This is a genomic window from Enterobacter cloacae complex sp. 2024EL-00227, from assembly GCF_043945315.1.
In the GTDB taxonomy this organism is placed as follows: domain Bacteria; phylum Pseudomonadota; class Gammaproteobacteria; order Enterobacterales; family Enterobacteriaceae; genus Enterobacter; species Enterobacter roggenkampii.
Map to the genome: position 1 here is coordinate 17,837 of NZ_JBIMQP010000018.1, position 20,205 is coordinate 38,041.

At 50.0% G+C, this 20,205-nt stretch carries 34 protein-coding genes and 1 tRNA gene; 13 read left to right on the forward strand and 22 right to left on the reverse strand.

What is annotated here, in order from left to right:
• Positions 1 to 366 precede the first annotated feature (366 nt).
• From ACHH0Z_RS22070 to ACHH0Z_RS22110, 9 genes are all read right to left on the reverse strand, one after another.
• Positions 367 to 570 (reverse strand): hypothetical protein, encoded by a 204-nt coding sequence (locus tag ACHH0Z_RS22070; RefSeq protein WP_023292741.1) that lies wholly within the window; start codon positions 568 to 570, stop codon positions 367 to 369.
• 214 nt (positions 571 to 784) lie between these two features.
• Entirely contained in the window at positions 785 to 1,189 is a 405-nt protein-coding gene (locus tag ACHH0Z_RS22075; RefSeq protein WP_045406531.1) for a DUF2513 domain-containing protein, read from the reverse strand.
• A 455-nt stretch (positions 1,190 to 1,644) separates the two neighbouring features.
• Positions 1,645 to 1,869, reverse strand: a complete 225-nt coding sequence (locus ACHH0Z_RS22080; RefSeq protein WP_045406538.1) for a hypothetical protein — start codon at positions 1,867 to 1,869, stop codon at positions 1,645 to 1,647.
• A 261-nt stretch (positions 1,870 to 2,130) separates the two neighbouring features.
• Positions 2,131 to 2,751 carry a hypothetical protein gene (locus tag ACHH0Z_RS22085; protein ID WP_032624433.1) on the reverse strand — a complete coding sequence of 207 codons (621 nt, stop codon included), beginning with the start codon at positions 2,749 to 2,751 and terminating at the stop codon, positions 2,131 to 2,133.
• Positions 2,752 to 2,760: 9 nt separating this feature from the next.
• Positions 2,761 to 3,033, reverse strand: coding sequence for a hypothetical protein (locus tag ACHH0Z_RS22090; protein WP_045406541.1), 273 nt, complete (start codon positions 3,031 to 3,033; stop codon positions 2,761 to 2,763).
• Positions 3,030 to 3,254, reverse strand: coding sequence for a hypothetical protein (locus ACHH0Z_RS22095; protein WP_045406543.1), 225 nt, complete (start codon positions 3,252 to 3,254; stop codon positions 3,030 to 3,032). Before ACHH0Z_RS22095 ends, ACHH0Z_RS22090 begins: the two co-directional genes overlap by 4 nt.
• Positions 3,251 to 3,877, reverse strand: a complete 627-nt coding sequence (locus ACHH0Z_RS22100; protein ID WP_045406545.1) for a glycoside hydrolase family 19 protein — start codon at positions 3,875 to 3,877, stop codon at positions 3,251 to 3,253. The genes ACHH0Z_RS22095 and ACHH0Z_RS22100 overlap by 4 nt, the downstream gene beginning before the upstream one ends.
• On the reverse strand, positions 3,877 to 4,158 hold the full coding sequence (locus ACHH0Z_RS22105) for a phage holin family protein (RefSeq protein ID WP_022648766.1): 282 nt from the start codon (positions 4,156 to 4,158) through the stop codon (positions 3,877 to 3,879). The genes ACHH0Z_RS22100 and ACHH0Z_RS22105 overlap by 1 nt, the downstream gene beginning before the upstream one ends.
• Positions 4,145 to 4,540 (reverse strand): phage holin family protein, encoded by a 396-nt coding sequence (locus ACHH0Z_RS22110; RefSeq protein WP_022648767.1) that lies wholly within the window; start codon positions 4,538 to 4,540, stop codon positions 4,145 to 4,147. Before ACHH0Z_RS22110 ends, ACHH0Z_RS22105 begins: the two co-directional genes overlap by 14 nt.
• 569 nt (positions 4,541 to 5,109) lie before the next feature.
• Here ACHH0Z_RS22110 and ACHH0Z_RS22115 point away from each other — a divergent pair.
• Positions 5,110 to 5,376: a hypothetical protein gene (locus ACHH0Z_RS22115; RefSeq protein WP_126325667.1), complete on the forward strand. Its 267-nt coding sequence runs from the start codon at positions 5,110 to 5,112 to the stop codon at positions 5,374 to 5,376.
• A 461-nt stretch (positions 5,377 to 5,837) separates the two neighbouring features.
• On the opposite strand, the gene ACHH0Z_RS22120 is transcribed toward ACHH0Z_RS22115, so the two are convergent.
• The 12 genes from ACHH0Z_RS22120 to ACHH0Z_RS22175 all read right to left on the reverse strand — a co-directional run bounded on the left by ACHH0Z_RS22120 (position 5,838) and on the right by ACHH0Z_RS22175 (position 12,416).
• Positions 5,838 to 6,416, reverse strand: a complete 579-nt coding sequence (locus ACHH0Z_RS22120; RefSeq protein ID WP_045406547.1) for a DUF1133 family protein — start codon at positions 6,414 to 6,416, stop codon at positions 5,838 to 5,840.
• A gap of 12 nt (positions 6,417 to 6,428) precedes the next feature.
• Complete coding sequence (locus ACHH0Z_RS22125; protein ID WP_045406549.1) at positions 6,429 to 7,418, reverse strand: DUF968 domain-containing protein; 990 nt, start codon at positions 7,416 to 7,418, stop codon at positions 6,429 to 6,431.
• 7 nt (positions 7,419 to 7,425) lie between these two features.
• Entirely contained in the window at positions 7,426 to 8,220 is a 795-nt protein-coding gene (locus ACHH0Z_RS22130) for a KilA-N domain-containing protein (protein WP_023330784.1), read from the reverse strand.
• 70 nt (positions 8,221 to 8,290) lie between these two features.
• Positions 8,291 to 8,698: a RusA family crossover junction endodeoxyribonuclease gene (locus ACHH0Z_RS22135; RefSeq protein WP_032634995.1), complete on the reverse strand. Its 408-nt coding sequence runs from the start codon at positions 8,696 to 8,698 to the stop codon at positions 8,291 to 8,293.
• The gene (locus tag ACHH0Z_RS22140) at positions 8,695 to 9,015 is read right to left on the reverse strand and encodes a LexA family transcriptional regulator (protein WP_032634993.1); all 321 of its coding nucleotides are present in this window, start codon (positions 9,013 to 9,015) and stop codon (positions 8,695 to 8,697) included. Before ACHH0Z_RS22140 ends, ACHH0Z_RS22135 begins: the two co-directional genes overlap by 4 nt.
• Positions 9,012 to 9,239 carry a hypothetical protein gene (locus ACHH0Z_RS22145; RefSeq protein WP_023293907.1) on the reverse strand — a complete coding sequence of 76 codons (228 nt, stop codon included), beginning with the start codon at positions 9,237 to 9,239 and terminating at the stop codon, positions 9,012 to 9,014. Before ACHH0Z_RS22145 ends, ACHH0Z_RS22140 begins: the two co-directional genes overlap by 4 nt.
• Complete coding sequence (locus ACHH0Z_RS22150) at positions 9,236 to 9,895, reverse strand: MT-A70 family methyltransferase (protein WP_045406553.1); 660 nt, start codon at positions 9,893 to 9,895, stop codon at positions 9,236 to 9,238. The genes ACHH0Z_RS22145 and ACHH0Z_RS22150 overlap by 4 nt, the downstream gene beginning before the upstream one ends.
• A complete protein-coding gene (locus ACHH0Z_RS22155) occupies positions 9,895 to 10,389 on the reverse strand; it encodes a hypothetical protein (RefSeq protein ID WP_045406556.1) in 495 nt (164 codons plus the stop codon). Before ACHH0Z_RS22155 ends, ACHH0Z_RS22150 begins: the two co-directional genes overlap by 1 nt.
• On the reverse strand, positions 10,386 to 11,276 hold the full coding sequence (locus ACHH0Z_RS22160; RefSeq protein ID WP_045406558.1) for a conserved phage C-terminal domain-containing protein: 891 nt from the start codon (positions 11,274 to 11,276) through the stop codon (positions 10,386 to 10,388). Before ACHH0Z_RS22160 ends, ACHH0Z_RS22155 begins: the two co-directional genes overlap by 4 nt.
• Entirely contained in the window at positions 11,266 to 11,445 is a 180-nt protein-coding gene (locus tag ACHH0Z_RS22165) for a DUF4222 domain-containing protein (RefSeq protein WP_072050651.1), read from the reverse strand. The genes ACHH0Z_RS22160 and ACHH0Z_RS22165 overlap by 11 nt, the downstream gene beginning before the upstream one ends.
• 240 nt (positions 11,446 to 11,685) lie before the next feature.
• Positions 11,686 to 12,156, reverse strand: coding sequence for a YmfL family putative regulatory protein (locus tag ACHH0Z_RS22170; protein ID WP_045406564.1), 471 nt, complete (start codon positions 12,154 to 12,156; stop codon positions 11,686 to 11,688).
• 41 nt (positions 12,157 to 12,197) lie between these two features.
• The gene (locus tag ACHH0Z_RS22175; RefSeq protein WP_045342779.1) at positions 12,198 to 12,416 is read right to left on the reverse strand and encodes a Cro/CI family transcriptional regulator; all 219 of its coding nucleotides are present in this window, start codon (positions 12,414 to 12,416) and stop codon (positions 12,198 to 12,200) included.
• Positions 12,417 to 12,514: 98 nt separating this feature from the next.
• On the opposite strand from ACHH0Z_RS22175, the gene ACHH0Z_RS22180 reads away from it, so the two are divergent.
• From ACHH0Z_RS22180 to ACHH0Z_RS22235, 12 genes are all read left to right on the forward strand, one after another.
• Positions 12,515 to 13,234: a LexA family transcriptional regulator gene (locus ACHH0Z_RS22180; protein WP_045342780.1), complete on the forward strand. Its 720-nt coding sequence runs from the start codon at positions 12,515 to 12,517 to the stop codon at positions 13,232 to 13,234.
• Positions 13,235 to 13,839: 605 nt separating this feature from the next.
• A tRNA-Arg gene (locus ACHH0Z_RS22185) sits at positions 13,840 to 13,916 on the forward strand.
• Positions 13,917 to 14,263: 347 nt separating this feature from the next.
• Entirely contained in the window at positions 14,264 to 14,623 is a 360-nt protein-coding gene (locus ACHH0Z_RS22190) for a hypothetical protein (protein WP_241772290.1), read from the forward strand.
• Positions 14,623 to 15,450, forward strand: a complete 828-nt coding sequence (locus ACHH0Z_RS22195) for a hypothetical protein (protein ID WP_045406569.1) — start codon at positions 14,623 to 14,625, stop codon at positions 15,448 to 15,450. Before ACHH0Z_RS22190 ends, ACHH0Z_RS22195 begins: the two co-directional genes overlap by 1 nt.
• A gap of 317 nt (positions 15,451 to 15,767) precedes the next feature.
• Positions 15,768 to 16,097 carry a hypothetical protein gene (locus tag ACHH0Z_RS22200; RefSeq protein WP_045406574.1) on the forward strand — a complete coding sequence of 110 codons (330 nt, stop codon included), beginning with the start codon at positions 15,768 to 15,770 and terminating at the stop codon, positions 16,095 to 16,097.
• 49 nt (positions 16,098 to 16,146) lie between these two features.
• Positions 16,147 to 16,566 carry an HNH endonuclease gene (locus ACHH0Z_RS22205; protein ID WP_045406577.1) on the forward strand — a complete coding sequence of 140 codons (420 nt, stop codon included), beginning with the start codon at positions 16,147 to 16,149 and terminating at the stop codon, positions 16,564 to 16,566.
• Positions 16,563 to 17,333, forward strand: coding sequence for a hypothetical protein (locus tag ACHH0Z_RS22210; RefSeq protein WP_052672902.1), 771 nt, complete (start codon positions 16,563 to 16,565; stop codon positions 17,331 to 17,333). The genes ACHH0Z_RS22205 and ACHH0Z_RS22210 overlap by 4 nt, the downstream gene beginning before the upstream one ends.
• The gene (locus ACHH0Z_RS22215; RefSeq protein ID WP_045406579.1) at positions 17,330 to 17,467 is read left to right on the forward strand and encodes a hypothetical protein; all 138 of its coding nucleotides are present in this window, start codon (positions 17,330 to 17,332) and stop codon (positions 17,465 to 17,467) included. Before ACHH0Z_RS22210 ends, ACHH0Z_RS22215 begins: the two co-directional genes overlap by 4 nt.
• A gap of 66 nt (positions 17,468 to 17,533) precedes the next feature.
• Positions 17,534 to 17,803, forward strand: a complete 270-nt coding sequence (locus ACHH0Z_RS22220; RefSeq protein WP_032675115.1) for a hypothetical protein — start codon at positions 17,534 to 17,536, stop codon at positions 17,801 to 17,803.
• 32 nt (positions 17,804 to 17,835) lie between these two features.
• Positions 17,836 to 18,099, forward strand: a complete 264-nt coding sequence (locus tag ACHH0Z_RS22225) for an excisionase (protein WP_008500733.1) — start codon at positions 17,836 to 17,838, stop codon at positions 18,097 to 18,099.
• Positions 18,074 to 19,216 carry a phage integrase Arm DNA-binding domain-containing protein gene (locus ACHH0Z_RS22230; protein WP_045406581.1) on the forward strand — a complete coding sequence of 381 codons (1,143 nt, stop codon included), beginning with the start codon at positions 18,074 to 18,076 and terminating at the stop codon, positions 19,214 to 19,216. The genes ACHH0Z_RS22225 and ACHH0Z_RS22230 overlap by 26 nt, the downstream gene beginning before the upstream one ends.
• Positions 19,217 to 19,479: 263 nt before the next feature.
• On the forward strand, positions 19,480 to 19,980 hold the full coding sequence (locus ACHH0Z_RS22235) for a YbaK/prolyl-tRNA synthetase associated domain-containing protein (protein ID WP_008500735.1): 501 nt from the start codon (positions 19,480 to 19,482) through the stop codon (positions 19,978 to 19,980).
• Positions 19,981 to 20,000: 20 nt separating this feature from the next.
• Here ACHH0Z_RS22235 and yoaI read toward each other — a convergent pair whose 3' ends face one another.
• A complete protein-coding gene (gene yoaI / locus ACHH0Z_RS22240) occupies positions 20,001 to 20,105 on the reverse strand; it encodes a small membrane protein YoaI (protein WP_010430055.1) in 105 nt (34 codons plus the stop codon).
• Positions 20,106 to 20,205 lie beyond the last annotated feature (100 nt).

The window sequence follows — 20,205 nt, forward strand, 5'->3', positions numbered from 1 at the left end:
TCTAATTAAATCAAAGACCTGCGCACATGATGATGATGACCCTGATTCCGAAAAACTAGCCGTTTCCCGCGCGCCAGCCGCCCCGTGGCAGGCCACCCTGCCGGGAGGACCCATAAATGATAATGATTATCATCATCACAATAATAGCTTGACGATAGGCCATTTAGACGTCTAAACATCCATGAAATCATTGCTATCATCAATATCATCTCGCTTTCAACGTAAGTGATGCCGTTCTGCGATGGAGTTACGCGCGGGTCACTATCATTCACGACCTGCATGCCGTCTCCGTTCGAAAAGAATCTCTTTGCTTTGCATAAAAAAGCCCCGCTTAGGCGAGGCTGAATTTGCTATGGATGATGGCAATCAATCTTCTTTTTTAATCACCACTTCCTGCGGACGCATCTGCTGTATGGCTCGGACAATGCAGTAAGGAATTACTGCCCAGGCAACTCCCATGGCTGCTCCTGCTGCTTGCTGAGGCGCGCTGACAGCGCCGAAAACCCCAACGATACCTTGAACAAAACCAATAGCCCCGAATACAACACAAATAGCCCAGAGAATTCTCATAAACCTAACTCCTTTTATTAAAGAGTTATTAGGATAATTCTGAATGCTGTTTAGTAAAGCTTTATTGCACGGCAAAGCCTCCGAAAGTTAACGGTTGCCCAGGCTCACAGCTGAAAGACTTTCTTATATGTGCGCGTGCGATGCGCATAAAAAAGCCCCGCATAAGCGAGGCGTATCATTCCGATTTAATTATCACCAGCGGTGGTGGTTGTTTCTAACCGAGAATGTTGTCTATTTTTTTCTGAATGAACCCATCCAGTAAGCGTTTAGAGACATCAACAAGCGTTCCCATACTGGCATCTTTAAAACCAGACTTAACCGTATTCCAGACTTCTTTGTTTTTTATCGCTTCCAGGAAATCATGACCGTCAGCAGTTAACCTTAATGGCATAACAGCCCAGGAGACATAGCCATCGATTGATTCAGCCACCCCAAAACCACTTGATCCATCGCTCTGGCAAATCAGACCTCTATCATCCAGCAGGCGCATATGAAAAAGAAATTGATCAGTAGCGTAATCGTAACCCTGTTTTTTCAGTTTATTAATATCAGTTTGTGGGCCTTCTGATGCCTCGAATGCCTCTAGCAAACCTTTAAGGTACTCATGGTCAATTTTCATAAAAATCCCTTCATTACAGTAAGGGAATACAATAGCATTATCACAGACACTCATTGAATGCCTGCTGTAATGCCCATGGTGATCGCAACAAAAAACCGCCCGTAGGCGGCGAAAGTGTGGCTTACTTTCAGAGAATTGGTGAGGATCTCATATCGACCTCAATGTTTTCGACATACTTAAGACAACACTCTGCAGCCTCATCGACATCCAGAGCGCGAATTAAGCCATAGTCATCCTTGACCACAACCCATAAGCCATTGGTGTTTTTCTTTGAGATATCCGTATAAAATTCATTTTCGCATTGGTAAATCTCAAACTTATGTTCGCCAGCTATTGAGTTGGATATAGTAATTGTTTTCACTAAAGTGCTTATGCGCATTTTAACCCCCACCAATGTTGTTGAAGGCTTGGATTATACCATTATCAAGCCCACCAGCAGGTGAGCTTTGTACTGGCTACTTCGCCGGTTGAATGTCGATGAAGTATTCTTTGCCTTGCTCGAAGTGTTCGAACGCTGCAGGGTTCGAGATGACCATCTGCAGCTGGCCGCCAGGTGTGTACTTTGACCACGACTTGTTTTCGGTGGTATCTGCAGTTACAGGACTCATGTAGATTGTGCGGTGTGAATCGTCTTCTGTTTTCTGAATGAAGTGGCAGCGGAATTTAGCGCGAACGGACATTTGGTTTCCTCGGTTAGTAAAAAGGCCCGCTATTGCGAGGCTCTGGTTTCTTTCTGGCAGTTTGCCTGCCATGCTTTGTTATGTGCCAGGATGTCTTTCTTCGTCTGGCGGTCCATAACGTCGATGTCGTGATCGGTGAGATAAAGTGGCCTAACCCAGTCACAGGAATCGTGGACGAAAACATAGCTGGGCTTTGGAGGACCACCAACACAGCCAGCAGCCAATGCTGACACGGAAAGCATAGAGATAAACATGAAATATTTACTCATTGTTGCCCTGCCATGGTTGAGTTAGCAGCGCCTTTTCAACACTCCATCCCCTGCTCAATCGGTGCGCGATTGTCTTTACTTTTACACCATAGGTTTCTGCTGCTTTGGTAATGCACATTCGACCTGCTGGTGTATCAAGCATATGGTTACTTCGTCGGTTTCTTGCCTGGTCTTTTGGTGTCGCCCATCGGCAATTTTCTGGTGAGTACGCCTTATCTACATCAATCCGATCAAGTGTATGACCTGCTGGACGCTCGCCCATGTCTTTCAGGAAAGCTTCAAAATTGCCCCAACGCTCACAAACTGAAATTCCGCGACCACCATAATCTCCGTAATACGCATCGCTGGGATAATTGCAGCGCCGCTGCATTGACAGCCAGCTGATATAAGTGGGAGAAGTTTCTGACGGTCTGCGATGCCCGTGTTTTACACCTGACATGCAACCGCAAGATTGTGTCCTGCCAGAGCGCAAGGCGTTTGACCTGATTATTTTTTCTGTTCCACACTCACAACCGCACAACCACATAGAAACGCCCGATTTATCCTTATTGGCGTAGGACTGCACAGTCAGCTTGCCAAACTTAACGCCGGTTAAGTCGATTGTTTTCCTCATGTTCACCCCTTATGAGCCGCGCTTCCACGTGTTACGCAGCTCGCGATCAACATCGTCATCAGGCATGCGGTTAACATTCTGCTGTACATTGCTGGCCTCTTTCGTTGCTTCTACCCGGCGTTCGGCTACTGCTTCAGTGGCTGCGGCCTTTTCTTCGGTGCGCTGCTGATCGGCTTTGGCTTCCGCTTTGCTGGTACCGCGTGAATGACCAATACCAAAAGCAGCAGCGATAGCACCAAGAATGGCAACAGCTACCGAGATGATTAACTGCACTGTGCTCATGCTTCCACCTTCGGTTCAAAGGATCGAACGTTCATAGGCTCACCTGACGGGAAAGACCAGTTCAGCCAGGTGAAGGTCTTAAGCTCGCACATACCGTCAAACATCTCGCCGGGATCGATATCGTCATAGCTGCAGATGATATGAATCTCATTGCCTTTTTCCTGAAGAACAACCGTATCTGTCTCCCATCGCGGGAGTAGGATTCGCAGCCACTTTTTCATACCAGCACCGTTTTAGCCTGGCCGAAGCGAGCTCGCCGATCTTCCAGTCCGTTCGTTCCGCCGTTGATAATCTTCGTCACCTGCATCAGGTCGCCGGAATACTTCAGACACCCCTTAGTCACGAAGAACCACGCTGCGCTTCTGGCTGCATAAACATCTTCGGCCAATAGCTCAGGCTGCTTAACCAGATCAACCTTCAGGCCGTTCCCGCAATCACGGTAGTTGTTGAGGCCGGTAATCTGGATAAGTCCACGCCCACGGTATAACCAGCCGTCGCCTGGAGCGTTGTTCCCCATGCGTTTGCTGTATACCAGGTTAGCAATGGCGCGTTGGCGCTCAATCGGTAAAGTGCGTTCTTCAGGACGACGGCCAAGCGCGTTAGCCTGGTCTGCAGTGAGGCGTCCCGCACGGATGAAGTTAACCAGTCCAGCAATGCGATAGTTGAAGCTTTCCACCAGCAAAGTGAAGCCAGCTGATTCATGACCTGCCTGAGCGATGAACATCGCCTGGTCTACCGGCTTGGTGATACCGAACTCTTTCATCGCATCACTCACTGGCTGAAACCAGCGCGCAGCTAACTCGGCGCTTAGCCCAGCCGCCTTTTGAAATTGTGATTGGTTCATTAGTGCCTCAGTGCATCAACCAGGCGCGCCACGTTTCCCCGAGCCCAGAGAACGGCGGCGCATATCAGGACGTTCACCAGCACCACGAACCAGTGCGATTCATGGTACAGGCCGAACAGGTAACGGAAAGGGACGCTGGCGTAAACCAGCACCGTGAAATAAGCCATCAGCGATATCAGAGGGCGATGACGCGCCCCGCCGCGCTGGTAGAACATCAGTGCAATAACGATAACAGCAGAGATAATTGCGTTTGCCATCGCACTCGGATCACTTGTTACCATTGCTGGCCCCTCCACCACGTAAACGCGAGAGAATTCCAAACAGGCTACCCAAATCCTGACTGTTGACGAACGTCAGCAGCTTAATAGCAATAGCGGCAACGATTACCGCGCCCAGCGCATCAAGTGGCCTGTCGCTATACCCCGTCCATTTGGAGAAGTAAGAGCCAAGCAGTGGAGCGCCGATAACGCCGAAGATGAATGAGGTGATGAAGTAGCCCACCAACTTAAGGCGACTGATATTAACCGCCGTAGCGACGTAGAACACCGCGCCAGCGAATGCGCCAAACACCACACCGTAATCTATGCCGGTTGCCAGGCCGAACATGCTGGCCCCCATCAGACCACCAGCCGCTACTGTCGTGCCAGAAACAGGATCGGACATCTAGTCCCCCTCTTATTGCCGTGAATCCTCTCAGTGATGAGGGGAATAAAAAAAGCCCGCTTTTGAAGGCGGGCTAATGAGTGACTATTAGTAAGTAAGGTAGGTAGTCGTGAGTCTTGCTAACTGACCTGAGTGAGACAGTATCGGGCTGGTTCACAACGGTTCAGGAGAACCATCAGGCAATTACCTTCAACACACATTTCAAGCGTAGCAGCAGTTTGCAAAACCATAAAAAAAAGGCCTGCGTTTTATGGCAGGCTCTCAAGGAATTTGAATCTTTTATTGTTGTTGTCATGGTGCCGGGTGCCTCCCGGTGACTCTCCTCCAGTCAGCAAAGCCGCGCGCATACCTGCAGATAGCAGTTGACTGGAACGCCCTTTCGCTTAGAAAGGATTCACCACAGAAATAAATTACGCTGAACTTATTCCTGCGGTCAATGGGATTAGTCATTGTTTCCTGATGGCGGCCTTAGAAAGGAAAAAGCCCCACCGAAGTGAGGCTAGTTAAATTTGAGGCACCTCATCCAACAAACCACCCGAGGTTAACTGGATTTCACGAGATGCTTTTGGATGAGCGCTGAACCCAAAGGTCAGTATTTTCACACAGCAATTTTGCAAAAAGCAGCGCTCACGCAAAAACATCTAAGGAAGGTGAAGGAAATTGGCATCGGCAATGAAATCCGAGATAACATCAATGTAAATAACAACTCCAGCTATAAGGCTGGCAGTCAGTATCAGGGCAATCTTCCAGATGCCCATAGGTCACCTCTTCTGCGGTATTCCCAATACAATTCTTATTCATCACTAAATAGAGATGAAAGTACATTGCACAGCTAACCACAAAACAGATCACTAAAGCCAGTATTTTGAGAGTCTTTAACAACACAATTCCCCTGCTAGTTTACTGCAAGCAGGTTAACTTATAGCGGCTCAACAAATTCTCAACACAAGACATAAGCCAGGTCCGTATCACATCGACCTTCATATAGTAGGTCAGGATTGAATAAATCAGGTGAACTCGACGATATTTCAGCGGGACTACTGGTGCAATGCACCTTCGTGAAAGCCCGGTTGCGAAGCAAAACTTGCTGGCCCGTCAGTCCACCATCAACTACCGTAGTGCCAGAAACAGGATAGGACATTTAGCCCCCTCTTATTGCCGTGAGTCCTCTCAGTGATGAGGGGAAACAAAAAAGGCCGCCCATAGGCAGCCCTTAAAATAAAAAACCCGCAGCAGTGGCGGGTTTATGTTTTGTTCTGTTGCTCAGTACGCTTTACTGTCCCGAGCGTAACACAATTTAAGCACTTTCTTGCTCACTATGCAACTTAAATCTGTCGCTATTTGTGGCAAACGCATCACAAAGTGGAGCGTACAGGATCGATTCTGCCAAACTTACCCATGTATCGATCCGGCGGCGGCATGTGATTAAGGTCCAGTCAGGGTGTTTTGCATTGAGCTCGTTAGCCATCTGTAGTTTGCTCTTACGCAGCCGGTGACGGTCAACGATTACCCCATACAACCCACGGTATTCATCATTCATCAGAACCGAAGCAATAACACCATCCACCTTAAGGCCTTCTTCGTCTGAGCAGAAAGCGAGTCCTGTTTTGTTTTTGCTGTCTAGGATTTCGCGCAGGTAAGCTTCCAGCTCAGGTTTAGTGATGCCGGATTTCTTCATTCGGCGCAACGCATCGTTGATTGCGGTCTTGGTGATTTTCCCGGATGCCAGCAGCTGGTTAAACATGTTTCCGCCAGAGCCGCCAGCGATATATGACCAGCGGCCCCACATGCGGAGCTTGCCCTGTACCCAGATGCTTTCGAGAGTGCGAAGGCGAACCATCTCGCCGGATTTGCCAACTTCTGAAGGATTGATCATTTGCGTCTCCACTTACGCCAGTACGCCGATTGCCAGCGAACGATCTAAAAACCGAAACAGCAGCGTTAACTGGTCGCCGCGCTTCGCTTCAAATGCCACAGGATCAGCGTGCAACTCATCGTGATGCGCTCTGCACAGCGGTATCACAAACAGGTCGTGCGCTTTTGTTCCCATTCCACCCTGCCCGTGGCCTATCAGGTGGTGGGGGTCGTCTGCCTGCTTGTTACAGCAGACGCAAAGCTGGGACTTTACCCAGCGTGTCCAGTTCTCATTAACCCAGCGGCGGCGCTTTGGCCTAAGCATGAAAGATTCCGGTGACTCAGGGTCTACCTTAACGGAGACAACCTTCTTCACCTTCTCCTGGAGGATTTCAGTCGCCGGTAACGACGGAACAATGTCGCTTTCCCTCATTACGGAACTGTGCGATTCAGGCTTAATCCTGAGGGCTTTGCTCGCCACTGGTTCAGGAATAAGGTCAGCCAGATCGTTGCGTACCATCCACCAGCAGAATTCCGGAAGCGTCAGGGTGTGGTCTTCGCTGAATCCCAGCATAATATTCACCCTTCCGAGTAACCATTTTACCAGGTTCTGCATGGCAATTCCTGCGAGTCTTTCAGTAGTTTGTTCACGCAGTTGGTTATCGCATCCCCAACAAAGGCGAATGCTCCCGGGTGCGTGACGCATCACCGTAAAGTCCTTTGAGTGCCAGTCATTGTGGGGCCACTGACATTCGAATTTACGCTCAAGCCAGGCATCAAGACTGCTAAGACCGCCAGCACGCTGAATAACCCTCTCGTTCAGGAAAAGCTCCTGCATACTGACATCATCTGTCAGTGGCTGGTGCGCTTCTGGAATAAGGCCAGATGGTAGGTGCTTTATTGCTTCGGAAGGCGTTTCAATCACCACCCGGCCACGACGAAACAGCCACAGCAATTCGTTACCTGGGCGGAACAGTACCACCCCGGACATTGGTGCAACTTCAGGTGTCAGTAATGCTCTCACTGTTACCTCAGGCTACGATGTCGATTATTTTAAGAAGCTCCGCAAACTTCGACTCAAAGAAATGAGGCTGAGTTTCTCGCGGGTTCGCAGGACTGGTGATGTTCTTGCCATACATGCAGCCTTTGGCAGTAAGTGACCAGAACTTTTTAACACCATTCACTCCAGACCGACTGTTTCGCTCTTTTTGTTCCACAATCCCAAAGCGGGACATCATGTGATAAACCTGATTGGCGGTGATGCGGATGTTTTTTGCTTTAAGCAGAGCGCTGAGTGATTGTGTGGGACGGCTGGACCCATCCTGCGCACCGGCAGGTGCATCGATCGCGTAATGCGGCATCAGATCTGGAAGACCAGCTACCTGCTGGAGTTTTTGATAAGCACCGAGCCTTGAAGAGTTTGAGAGGTTCAGCATTTTCGCCGCCGATTCAAGCAGGATCACGCCAGCCTGAATTTTGTCGGATGTCGGCGCATTGGATGCAGGGTTCTGTACGGCATCGAACGTTCTGATGACTTTGAGGTTAAATTTCGGGCTGATCCACATTGCATAGGAATAAACCAACTCCTTGCAGACGAATGTCCCCTGGTTAACACCACCAGTAAGGGTGACCAACGGGGCCGCTCCTGTAATTCCAGGAGCGCTCGAAATTTCAGCGATGAGTTCTTGCGTTTGGGTAAGACAGGACCAGTTGGAAGGCTGGTGACGTTTTTCACCTCCCGCCGCACGATGCAAATCATTCAGGCAGTAACGACCATCAAAATCACGGCGTACGGAAACGCCATCAATTACGAATAACTGATTCATATGTTTCTCCACTTGTTGTAGTGCGAGCGGGTCTGCACTCCCGCTTCGCTGACACTTTTTAATCTAACACTCATTCGCGCACCAATGCATTGCTATTTTGCCTGCCATTTTCGACATAGCTGGTGATCGTTATTTCAACCTTCCCGCCAGGTACCTGCGGTGCCCACTCCACCAGCATTCGTTTAATCTGACTGTCATCCTCCCAGATGCCAGCATGTGTCAGTGCATCAAAAAGCGCCTTGTTGTAATTGTCGATATCACGGCGGCGGGCATCTGGTGGATAGAGAATGATCTCAACCGCCGCTGGCGCTGTGGTTGGTTTAGGCAGGCGGCGTAATTGTTCAATAATCGCAGCGCAAGCAGCGCTCTGATATTTGCGGCCAGCAGCACTGATGAGATGGCGTCCTGCCAGCGGTCCCTTATTGGGGGCTCGCCAGTAGGTGTTTACGCTTGGAGGGAACGGGAGCACCAGTTTCATACAGTCACTCCCTGCTTTTTCAGCCATTCAACAGCGTTAACTCTTGCCTTGTCTCCACCGGATAACAGACCTTTAATGATCGCTACCGGATCAGCATCCAGTTCTGTTTTGACGACGCTAATGCCCCTGGCAGCGCCAGGAGCAACGGTGATGTAACCCTTCTTCTGAATCGCCTTCACATGCTCAGCAGCAGCGTTCTGCGATGAGCAACCAATCAGTTCAGCAAGCTCTATCAAAGTTGGTGGGAAGCCAACCTTTTCAATGTGAACCTTGATAGCTTCATAAACTTCACTCTGGCGCGGCGTTAATTCGATCATGACTCGACTCCATAACGCCCGTTCAGGCGTCCGATTACGCTGTTGAACATCACCAGACTTACGCCCATCGGTTTCACCTTCTCGTGGTACTCCTTCAGGATCGGAGGTACAACGACGTTCCAGCTTGGCTTTGGCTTTTTCTTCAAGGCTTTCTTAATGGCATCGGAGCATTGACGGGCAACGTCACGAACCGCGTTCTCCTGCTCGGTTGATAGCTTCTTCATGCTGTATGCTCCCGGTTATCTGCCACCGGAACAGCCACGCCGGAAATCAATTCAACTGCAGCTGACTCAGCCTGATTACCCCAGTGGTCCCAGCCTGGCGCACCGCAACGGCTGAACAGTTCGATACGCGGAACGTCACCGTAAAGCTTCTCCAGACGGAAACGTGCCTCTGCTGGCTTCTGGCTGTGCTCCCCGAGTGGGCTGTAGATAACCTGCTTGATGCTGGCACACTGGCGCTCAAGTCCATTCCCCCTGGTGGCTATCAGCAGGTCTTCCGTATTTGCTCGGGTGTAGTTACCACCGTTCATGCGGGTCTGGACGTTCAGCAGGTCGAGGAAGTCGTAAAAGTCCTCCACTCCACCAGCCTGAAGAGCTCTGTTGATGTGCTGCTCTGCCAGCGGGTTGAACTTCACCCAGGTAAAGCCCTTCATCGTGCGGACCTTAAAGCCCCATGCTTCAGCCAGTTCAATCGCTTCTCGGGTATGTGTGCCGGTGAACCACATAGCCAGAACGGCATCATCCGCAGCAAGGTCCCACACAGGAAGACGCTTCATGTCGATCAGCTTCATCGTGCCGTAGTGGTTGGTGGCTGCACCGTTGCTGACGGTGTTCCCGTATTCCCAGGCTGGGTCTGCATAAATCAGAGAGTATTTCATCAGATATTCCTCCCCTGACCTGCCAGACACCATGCGTCAGTAGGCGTTTTGACTTTCGGTACCATGCTCAGGCAACGCTGGCGCTCAATCAGTATCTTCATTCGCTGCTCTTCGTCTTTTGAGCGATTGAATGCTTCCATCAGAACCGTGGCCGCACGCTGGAAGAGCCCCTTCTCAAACAGGCCTTGAGCTTTTTCCATCATCGCGTTTACTGCCGGGTTCGGTGCGGCATCCTGTTCTGATGCAGATGGTGCGTCAGCTCGGTTAATTTTCAGTGCAGAACGTTCTTCACTCACATCCCCACCCGGCGCTTTAGCAAAATACTGGTAGCATTTGCCGTTGTGCTGGCGGGTAGCGCGATTCAGTTTGACTAGGTGGCATACCCCGCGCTGAACAGCATGAACGTCGTACTGTAGCATTGATGCCGCAATCTCTTTGTTCGTTAAGCCAGGGTTAGCGGCGATGAAAATCTGAATGTCTTTCAAGAGGCTCATGGCTTAGCTCCTCTGAAACCTGCCGGGATTGCTTTGTCGGGTCCACCGAAGGTGAGCGAATTGTTTTTTCGGGCTGCATCCCAGTCCTCACGTTTTGGCCTGCCTTTCGCATTCCAGCGAGTAGCAATCTGCAGGTAGCTTGGGAATTTCCCCGGAGTGAACAGAGTCTTTGGTCGCATGTACTGATAGTCCTCCAGACCTTTCCAGTGCTCGTTCTTGTAGTCGATCACCAGCATGAGTTCTTCAGGAGTGAAGCCCTCACGAAGTCTTGCCCGGATGTTATCCAGCGATGCAGGGCAGTTCTGGAAGCGCGCACCGCTCACCTGGTTGAGATGTTTCAGTACCGATTTGGAATTGTCAGTCAGCAAAACGTCAGGATCACTCTCCTTGCCAGAACTCAAATCGTCGGGTTGCTGGGCAACCTGACAAGAAGGTTTTTTATCTGATGGATCTGTAGTTGATTTTACTGACGGATCCCCACCAGATTCTGACGGGTGAAAACTGCCATTATTACTGTTTTTCGACGCATCAAATTTTGACGGGTCGGATTTTGATGCATCAGATTTTGACGCGTCAGATTCTGACAGGTGAGAAAAGGCAGCTGCCTGTAATTTCGAAACATTGAGCTGGTAAACATTCGATGCATTGCGGTTGCCTTTACGACGCTGCTGGCGGGTTAACCAGCCGTCTTTTTCCAGCTGAGATATAGCTGTGCGAACCGTGCTCTCACCAGCACCAATCTGGCGCGCGATGGTAGCAATAGAAGGCCAGCTCACCCCTTCATCACTGCTGAAGTCTGCCAGGCGCGCCATGATGGCAACGCTGGACAGCTTCATACCTGAAGAAGCGCAAGCGTCCCAAACGTAACCGGTTAATTTAGTGCTCATGGTCGTCCTTTAACTCTGTAAATTTACGCTGGAATTGCTCAAGAGGGCTGAAGCACTCATGATCGTACCCTTCGCGAAGGTATATAACGCGTCGAGTCTGTGGCTCCCATCTGATGACACGGACAGGGACGCCGTAGTGGTCTTTGAATCGCCGGTTAACTTCAGCCACTCCTCACGCCCCTTCTCGTTCATCTGTGCAAAAGCCTCTACCATCGCGTTCTCAGGCTGGTAGTTGTTCGCGACAGCCTGGTCGTTTAATCTCTCCACATAGCCGAACGGGGAATCTTTCCCCACCAGCGGAAGGCATCGGAATTGCTTAGCTGGTCTCAATCGGTTTAAACTGTTCATGCGTTAGTTTCTCCACTGAATACGACACGCCAAGACGCCCGGAGCTGCACACTCGCGGGCGTCACTTTTTTTGGCTTTTCTTACGGCTAAACAGCGCGACAATCGCGCGGATTTCTTCTTCACGCGCAGCCAGGTGGCGGCGGTGATACTCGTTAATTTCTTCCGCTTCATGAGGTTCTATCACTCCGTCTTCCAGTGCTTTCTGAATAACGGTGTCGACACGTCCACGGGCAGCTGATGTACGCATTGCACGATCAAACAAGTCGACACGGTCCAGGTCTTCCAGATGCGGAACATCCACCAGCAATGCGCCGCGACGACGGGCAAAGTAATCTGCAAGGAGAGACGTGTTTGAAATGTCCTCCATCGCCTCCAGCTCGTTCACTTCGAAAAAGCGGCAGCCGTTCTTCTCGTACAGGTTGTTGTTGAACTGCGTTACGGACATGCCAAGAGCACCGGCCATAGCCTCACGGCCACCTGGGTACGCTTTGCACATCGCTTTTACTACTTCTTTCAGGCTTTGCTCTACCATGTTGTTTTCCCTTTGGTAGTTACGAAATGCTGGTTACTGGGTTACGGTGTTACTGCAACGTCAGGATCAATAGGTTTGTTTTTGTTAGGGAATGGTCGAACTTCCTCGGCTTCAATTTTCCCGTCTTCGTTTACTAGGATATTTACCCGGCGATTACGCTTGAGGGCTTTACTGATGGCGCTTTGGTATACCCCAAGAGCCTCAGCGGTTTTGGCCTGACCGTTTTCCAAAACATATTCAGAGAGCGGAATAATCTTCATTGGTTTTCCTCGTGGTTTGCACATAAGGAGTATCACTGCTAGTGATAAATATGTCAACACTAGCGGTGATTGGTGATTATGCCGTGCGGTGATAAATTATGAGAATGAAAAAGAAACCATTGACCGCCGAACAAATCGCCGATGCCAACAGGCTGAAAGCTATCTTTGAGTCCAAGAAAAAAGCGCTGGGGCTCTCACAGGAGACTTTGGCTGAACAAATGGGTATGGGGCAAAGTGGTGTCGCTCAGTTACTGAATGGCACAAATGCTATCAACGCTACCCATGCTGCACAGTTCGCTAAAATTCTCGGAGTAAAAGTCGATGATTTCAGCCCATCCCTAGCAGCTGAGATATCAGCTATGTTTGAGGCGATTGCGAACGGAAGGAATCATTCCTCTGTATATGAGTACCCGCTATTAACCGAAGTACAGGCTGGCTCATTTTGCCCGGTTAGTACATACACAGAACGAGACGCGAAGGAATGGGTTTCAACAACTGTTAAAGCTAGTGATTCTGCCTTTTGGCTTGAGGTATCAGGTCATTCGATGACTGCCCCGCCAGGAGTAAAACCGAGTTTTCCTGAGGGAATGCTTATACTCATAGATCCTGAGCAGGATGTTGAGCCTGGTGATTTCTGTGTCGCAGGTATATTCAACGATTCAGAGGTCACTTTTAAAAAATTTGTTCGAGAAGATGGGAAGCCATGGCTTGAACCTCTAAACCCCAGCCCTCGCTATCAGGCCATTGAATGTAATGAGAATTGCAGGATAATAGGCAAAGTTGTTAAGGCCCAATGGCCTGAAAATATCTTCGAATAAGGAGCCATCCGGCTCCTTTTTTTTTGCATCTTTTTTCACCTTAACAATCATAAAGTTAACACTACTGATGATATTTTTATCACTACAGGTGTTGACCACTTAATCACTATTGGTGATACTCAATATGCGCCGGGGTGATGATGTTTAAGACCATCGGTAGGTTAGCAGTACGGTATATGGCACATGTGCCGCAGCGGTCCGGGGATTCCTTAGGCAGTATCCCGATCCAGCGGGTAGCCGGAATGTGCAAGCCAGTTGTGTACGACAGCCAGAGACGTTTCACCAGCGTGGCGATCAGGTGTGACACCTCGGAAGAGACGAGGGCAGCCATTCACGTTAAGCATCTAGCAGGGTGCTTAGCGGGACTGGAAGAGTTACCACTTGGAGACGGTCCTTTTAAATGTCCTGGACAGTGGCGCTTCGGCAGCGATAACCGCCGCGACAAGATTATGCAAAAGGGAAAGGTCGTTAAAACTCGTTAGGCCGATGAGTTCAAATGGCAATAAAGAACTGACAGCCGGGAAAGACCGGCACACAACATGAAAGCGCATTCCTCTTTCACTGATGGGGATCGGTTTGTTAACTGGCGGAGTGCGATTCCAGTTGTGGCATTAGCTCAGATGGATAGAGCAACGGCCTTCTAAGCCGTGGGTCGCAGGTTCGAATCCTGCATGCCGCGCCAGTATCACGTAGCCAGCGTGGTAAACCGTAGTAGCTGTACCAGATGCTGTGTGTAGTCTTGGCGGTCGGCAGTTGTGAATGTCCTTAATGTCGACCGCCCCTTTTACACAACTGAAAGCGCGTTCAGCCGGTTCTTTGAGAGACCTCAGTCGTTAAATCAACCTCAGGGGAACGCGCTCCCAATTGTGGAGAAGCTGACTGGCGGTGGCAGCCGCCCGTTTCACTAAGTGCCCTGGTTGGGTGCTTACTAAAACGAAAACCCTTTAATTTTTGTCGCCATCCGGCGAGGGATTCGTGCAACCAAAAATCAGCGCTGTGCAGAGCGCTTATAACACGGAGAAACTAACCATGACGAACACACAGAACGTCACCGAGTTACAACCACGCATGACCAGAGAGCAGCTTATTGACGCAGCTCGTAAGGCAGCCCCTCTCCTTCCTGCCGCTTATGGTTGGATGGTTAACGAACTGGCTAACCGCCTTGACTATACCAGCGTCGCGCTGTGTGAAGCGATGGCGCAGCGGAAAGAACTGGCTGAGCAGAACGCTACGCTACGTGAGGATGTCACCAGCTGGGCCAAAGAGTGTGACCGTATCGAAGAGCGCTACACAAAAACGCCTACCAACTTGCACCTGTTGGAAGCTCAGCGAGAACTCCGTGAGCTGCCTCGTGTCGTCATTTCCCTGAATAACGAGGTTGTTCTCTAATGGCTAACTCATTCAAGCAAATGACCAAGGCCGGTGTAATTAAGCGCACCGATACCGGGATGTTTATCGCTCTTTCAGATATCCACGTTCGTGAAGGTTTCAACAAGCGTGAAGACGATGAACGCACCCGCCAGGCTGATGATGACCTGTTCAACTACCTGATGAACGGCGGATCAGTTCCACCGCTGGAAGTTATCGCACGTGATGAAGGTGGTGTGTGGGTTGTAGAAGGTCACCGCCGTCGTCGCTGCTATGCGCGCTGTGCTGAAGCAGGCAAGCCAGTGGACCGCATCCACATCATGCCGTTCAACGGTAGCGATGTTCAGCGTCTGGCGCGCATCATGACCAGTAACAACCAGCTCCCGCTCTCCGATATGGAGCAGGCTGCAGTTATCCAGGAGCTGCATAACGCCTTCAACCAGACCACCAGCGAGATCGCAAAACTGGTCAACAAATCTGTTCCTACTGTCGAAAAGCTTCTGCTCCTTAGCACAGCTAACCACGACGTTCAGAAAGAAGTTAAATCCGGAACCGTGTCCGTAGATGTGGCCGTTGACCGAGTAAAAGAGTTTGGTGAAAAGGCAGGTGAGGTTCTTCAGAAGGACAAAGCTTCTGCTGCTGCCAGAGGTAAGAAGAAAGTCACCCGCAGCGTTATAGCGCCAGAAATTAGCGTTAAGAAAGCGCGTCGTCTTGTAGAGCTTATCAGCCTGGCAGGTATAAGCGACACAGGTGTTATCTCTCTCGAAGGATTGGTCCATGCAGAAGTGCTGGAAATTATCGACGAGCACAAAGCTATCGCCGCTCATCGCCATGGAGCAACGTCATGATTACAGGAACAACAAATTACGATGAGGTTCCGGTAGTGCCATGCACAATCTGCGGCGGTTACTACAAGGCTGATGAGCCAGAGACACACACCTGCGAGGCGCGTGAAGAATGAAAGACGAAGATTTAGACCGGTGCCCGCGCTGCAAAGAGGATATGTGGAAAGGACAGCATCTGTGCCGTAACTGCAAGCATGAAGATGATATGGAAGAATGGCCTGGTGGTGAGGGCATAGAGTGCGATATCTGCGGACACATAAGCGCTGACCCAGAAGGTCGCCACTTTTGCAGCGAGGGTGATAGCGATGAATAGCCGCCCAATGAGCAACATCGACAAACAGTCGCTGGAAGATGCGCTGGATTTTGACCTCTTCGAGGGCGACTTTGGCACGCCTGGTGACACAGAGCTTTCAAACAAAATAGTTATCAGTCGCGGTGAATATAAATGCCATATCTGTCACGGGCCAGTTTTGAAGGGTGAGGTTCACCGCAGCTCAACGTGGAAATTTGATGGTGAGTTAATGTCTTATCGCTGCTGTAACGAGTGCTGCAAAGCCATGGTTGCCAGTGTCAATGGTGATTATGAAGAAGATGACCCAATTGAAGCGCGCTACGCACTTGGACACAAACGCAGGGGATGGGCAGCATGATTATCGGCAAACAAGGTCTGTGCGCCGCCGCCGGCGAAGGAGAGTGAGCATGGCACTGACGAAAAAACAGCGCGCGGTGCTGCGCATGAAGTTCGGCGGCCGTTGTGCTTACTGTGGGTGCGATTTGCCGGAAAAAGGCTGGCACGCTGACCACGTCGAGGCGGCATTGCGTAAGTGGGAATTCGGCGAGCGACATACTGATGGAACCAGATGCACCGTCGCAACGGGAGAGTTCTGGCGACCGGAGAATGACGCTATCGAAAATCTGTTCCCAGCCTGCGCTCCATGCAATCTGTTTAAAGCTACCTTCACCGTTGAAGGATTCCGCGAACAGATAGAGGCACAGGCGGAGCGCGCGCGAGCATACAGCGTAAATTTCCGAACGGCGGAGCGCTTTGGCCTGGTTGAAGTAATCAATAAGCCGGTTGTGTTCTGGTTTGAACGGTATCAGGAAGGAGCGACAGCATGAGCACTATTACCAAAGAGTTCACCAAAGAGCAGTTGACCGGAATTATCGAGTCGGTAGACGACCTGAATGAAGAGTTGGAGAACGATCGGAAATGTCACGGCATGGCGGGGAATAAAATCACAGAAAAGTGGGATTATCTAAATGACCGAGTCGCTCCACCGGAAGTAGTAAAGCGCCTGGCTGAAGTCGCGCTGGCATCGCTCGAAGCGGAGCCTGTGGCGTATATGGTTGGCACGCAACTTCTGGAAAACATGACACAGGCGATTGCGTACAAGGCTGATACAGCCATGCAAATTAAGCCGCTATTCACCGCCCCGCCCGCGCCAGTAACCATTAACGCTGAGCCCGTTGCATGGCTGTGGTCACACAGGAAACACCCGAGCGAAGTAACGCTTGTTCGCCCTGAAGATGATGAGAGAGCTGAAGGTGCTCACTGGTCTGGGTGGAGTTGTCAGGCGCTTTATGCAGCACCGCCAGCGCCGGCAGCAATGAAAGACCATCAGATTCGTGAGCTGGTAAATGAGCTGCGCGATATCGCTGTCGAGTACCACGGCACACAGCAGCTACGTGAACGCATCGCCAGAACTATTCGCGCCGCCATGCTTCATGGTGCCGATGGCAACTCTCCTGTGATTCCGGATGGTTGGGTTATGGTGCCAGAGGAGCCTACTCATGAAATGCTTGAGGCTGGTGATGAGCAATTTGGAACGTATGATGTCTATCGCCGGATGATTGCAGCAGCACTGCAGCAGGAGGTGAAGCCGTGAGTAAATCCGAAGCTTTTAAATACGCAATGATAATTGGCTTTGGTTTAGCCGCCGGTGTTCACCTTTACGTTGCCTGGGCATCTCTGCTTGAGCTTGCCTGGGGTGCGATTAAAGGGGTGTTTAATCATGGCTAACCCATTCGATTTCGTGACGTTCGTGCTGCTGGTCATCGGAGCACTTCAGGGTATTGGGCGGCTGCCATGGTGAGCAAACTCAAACAACGGCGCATGCGCCGCCTTAAAGCCGACGTGGCCTGGTGGCGCGAGGAGGCGGAAGATTGCCGCTCCCGTCTGCTGGAACTGGCCGGAGAAATCGACAGGCTCAAAAAGCTGGTTATCCGCGTGCCGATGCCGGTTCTCATGCCGAAGGAGATGGTCCACCAGCTCTATTACACCGAAACAAAAAGATGTCGTACCTGCAATGATGGGCTTCGTGGTGGTTGTTCATCTTGCATTTTCTATAAGAGATAGCCGGGTGCAGCCGGTTAAGTGGAGAGCAACATATGGGGCAGTTAGTAACACTACATGAGTGGGCTTCGGGTCCTAATGGGTTCAAATATCCATTAAGCAACTCAGCACTAAACAAAATAGCCAAGACCAAGCAAACTTTCCCACCAGCTTTAAAGCAAGGTCGCCGCTGGGTTATAGATGAGGACGCTCGTTTTATTGGCATGGTAAGCAATGTTGATATTTCATCATCATTATCAGACAAGGCTCGCCAGTTAGTGGAGAAAGCAATAAATGGCAGCTCGCCCCAGAAAGCATAACGTTAAAATACCTAACCTGTATTGCAAGTTGGATAAACGTACATCAAAAATCTACTGGCAATATCGCCACCCTGTCACTGGAACATTTGTTGGTTTTGGAACAGATGAAGAGGCAGCCAAAGCTGCTGCTACGGAGTTAAATCGGATAACATCTGAGCAGGAAACACGTCAATCCTTCGCTCTTATCGATATGGCCATTAAGAAGACAGATAAGAAAGAGAAAGGAATTCGAGTCGCAGACTGGATAAAAAGGTACGTAGATATTCAGATGGAAAGGATGCGTGACGGAGAAATAAAAAAACCGACCGTAAAATCTAGGAGGTTATGTGCTCAAGTTCTGGCTGACAGAGCTCCTAACGTTCGCCTAAAAGATGTTGACACGAAGTTAATCGCAAAAATTATTGATGAATATAAGTCTGAAGGTAAACATCGAATGGGTCAGCTGATTAGGAGCGTGCTTAACGACGTATTTAAAGAGGCTCAACATGCTGGTGAGGTTGAACCCGGCTACAATCCTGCTTTAGCAGTTAAAAATCCGATAGCAAAGGTAAAGCGAAGCAGGCTCAGTATCGAACAATGGAAGCTAATCTATGAAAGCGCGGGAACATTGCCACCATGCGCTCAGAATTCCATGCTATTGGCTTTGGTGACGGGTCAACGTATTGGCGACATAGTGGCGATGAAGTTTAGCGATATATGGGATAATCATCTTCATATAACCCAAAGTAAAACAGGAATGAAGTTAGCTATTCCTTTAAATTTACGGTGTGATGCTATTGGCATGACGCTTGCAGAAGTAATAAGTAAGTGTCGAGACAGAGTTGTGAGCCCGTATATGATACACCACGTGAAACATCATGCTTACGGTAAAGCTGGTTCTCACGTTCCTGAAAAAACAATATCTAAGTATTTCAAAGAAGCGAGAGATAAAGCAAATATTGACTGGCCAAAGGATTGTATTGCCCTGCCCCCATTTCATGAGCAGCGTTCGCTTTCATCTAGAACCTATAAAGCACAGGGTATTGATGTCAAAACTTTGCTTGGCCATAAAACTGAAGCGATGAGCACAATGTATGGAGATGATCGGGGTCTGGAGTGGAACAAACTTGTGATTTAGCGAGATAGATAACTTTTAGAAAGTGCCAAATGATAAGCTGGCGTTATATGAGTTTTGGGGATTTGTTTTGGGGATGATTTGGGGAATAAAAATTAACCTTATAAAACAATAAAATAAAAATCATCGAATTGTTCCACAAGCAGTCTGCTACCAGCAATGCATAATCCCACAGCCAGCGAACCCGCTGGCTGTTTTCTTTCGACCCCGTTCATCCCGTGCTAATGTAGACCCCTGCATACTGGATTATCACCGGGAAAATCGTTATGACTGACGACGTTATTGGAACAGGAACCCACCAGCAGCTCATTACCTTACTCACCGAGCAGGGCGCGCGTTTTCGCGTCATGGAGCACGAGGCGGTCGGGAAATGTGAAGCGGTAAGTGAAATTCGCGGAACCGACCTGCGGCAAGGCGCTAAAGCCCTGGTCTGCAAGGTGAAGGGAAACGGCGTAAAGAAACATGTTCTGGCGATCCTCGCCGCCGACCTGCAGGCTGACCTGAGCCAGCTTGCCAGCCATTTTGGCGGGCTAAAGGCCTCCCTCGCCAGCCCGGCCGAAGTCGATGCCCTGACCGCCTGCGTTTTCGGCGCTATCCCGCCCTTTAGCTTCCATCCTGATTTGGCGCTGGTTGCCGACCCGCTGCTGTTCGAGCGCTTTGACGAAATCGCGTTTAACGCCGGCCTGCTGGAGAAATCCGTGATTATGGATACCCAGGATTACCTGCGCATCGCCCGTCCTGAGCTCGTCACCTTCCATAAAGCCTAACTGCAACGGCTGACGCCCTGTCAGCCTTTTCGTTCCAGGAACAGCACGGAGGCAACAAGAATAACGGCAATAGCGAAAAACGATGAGGAGATAATCAGCGTTTCCACAAACATGTGATCGTTCATGATGGCGACCCTTTTGCGATATCTGCTTTCGTTTTAATCCGCGTAAATGACAAGGTTATGACAACGATAAAATCTTTTTAACACTGTTCTCTGCCGCGTT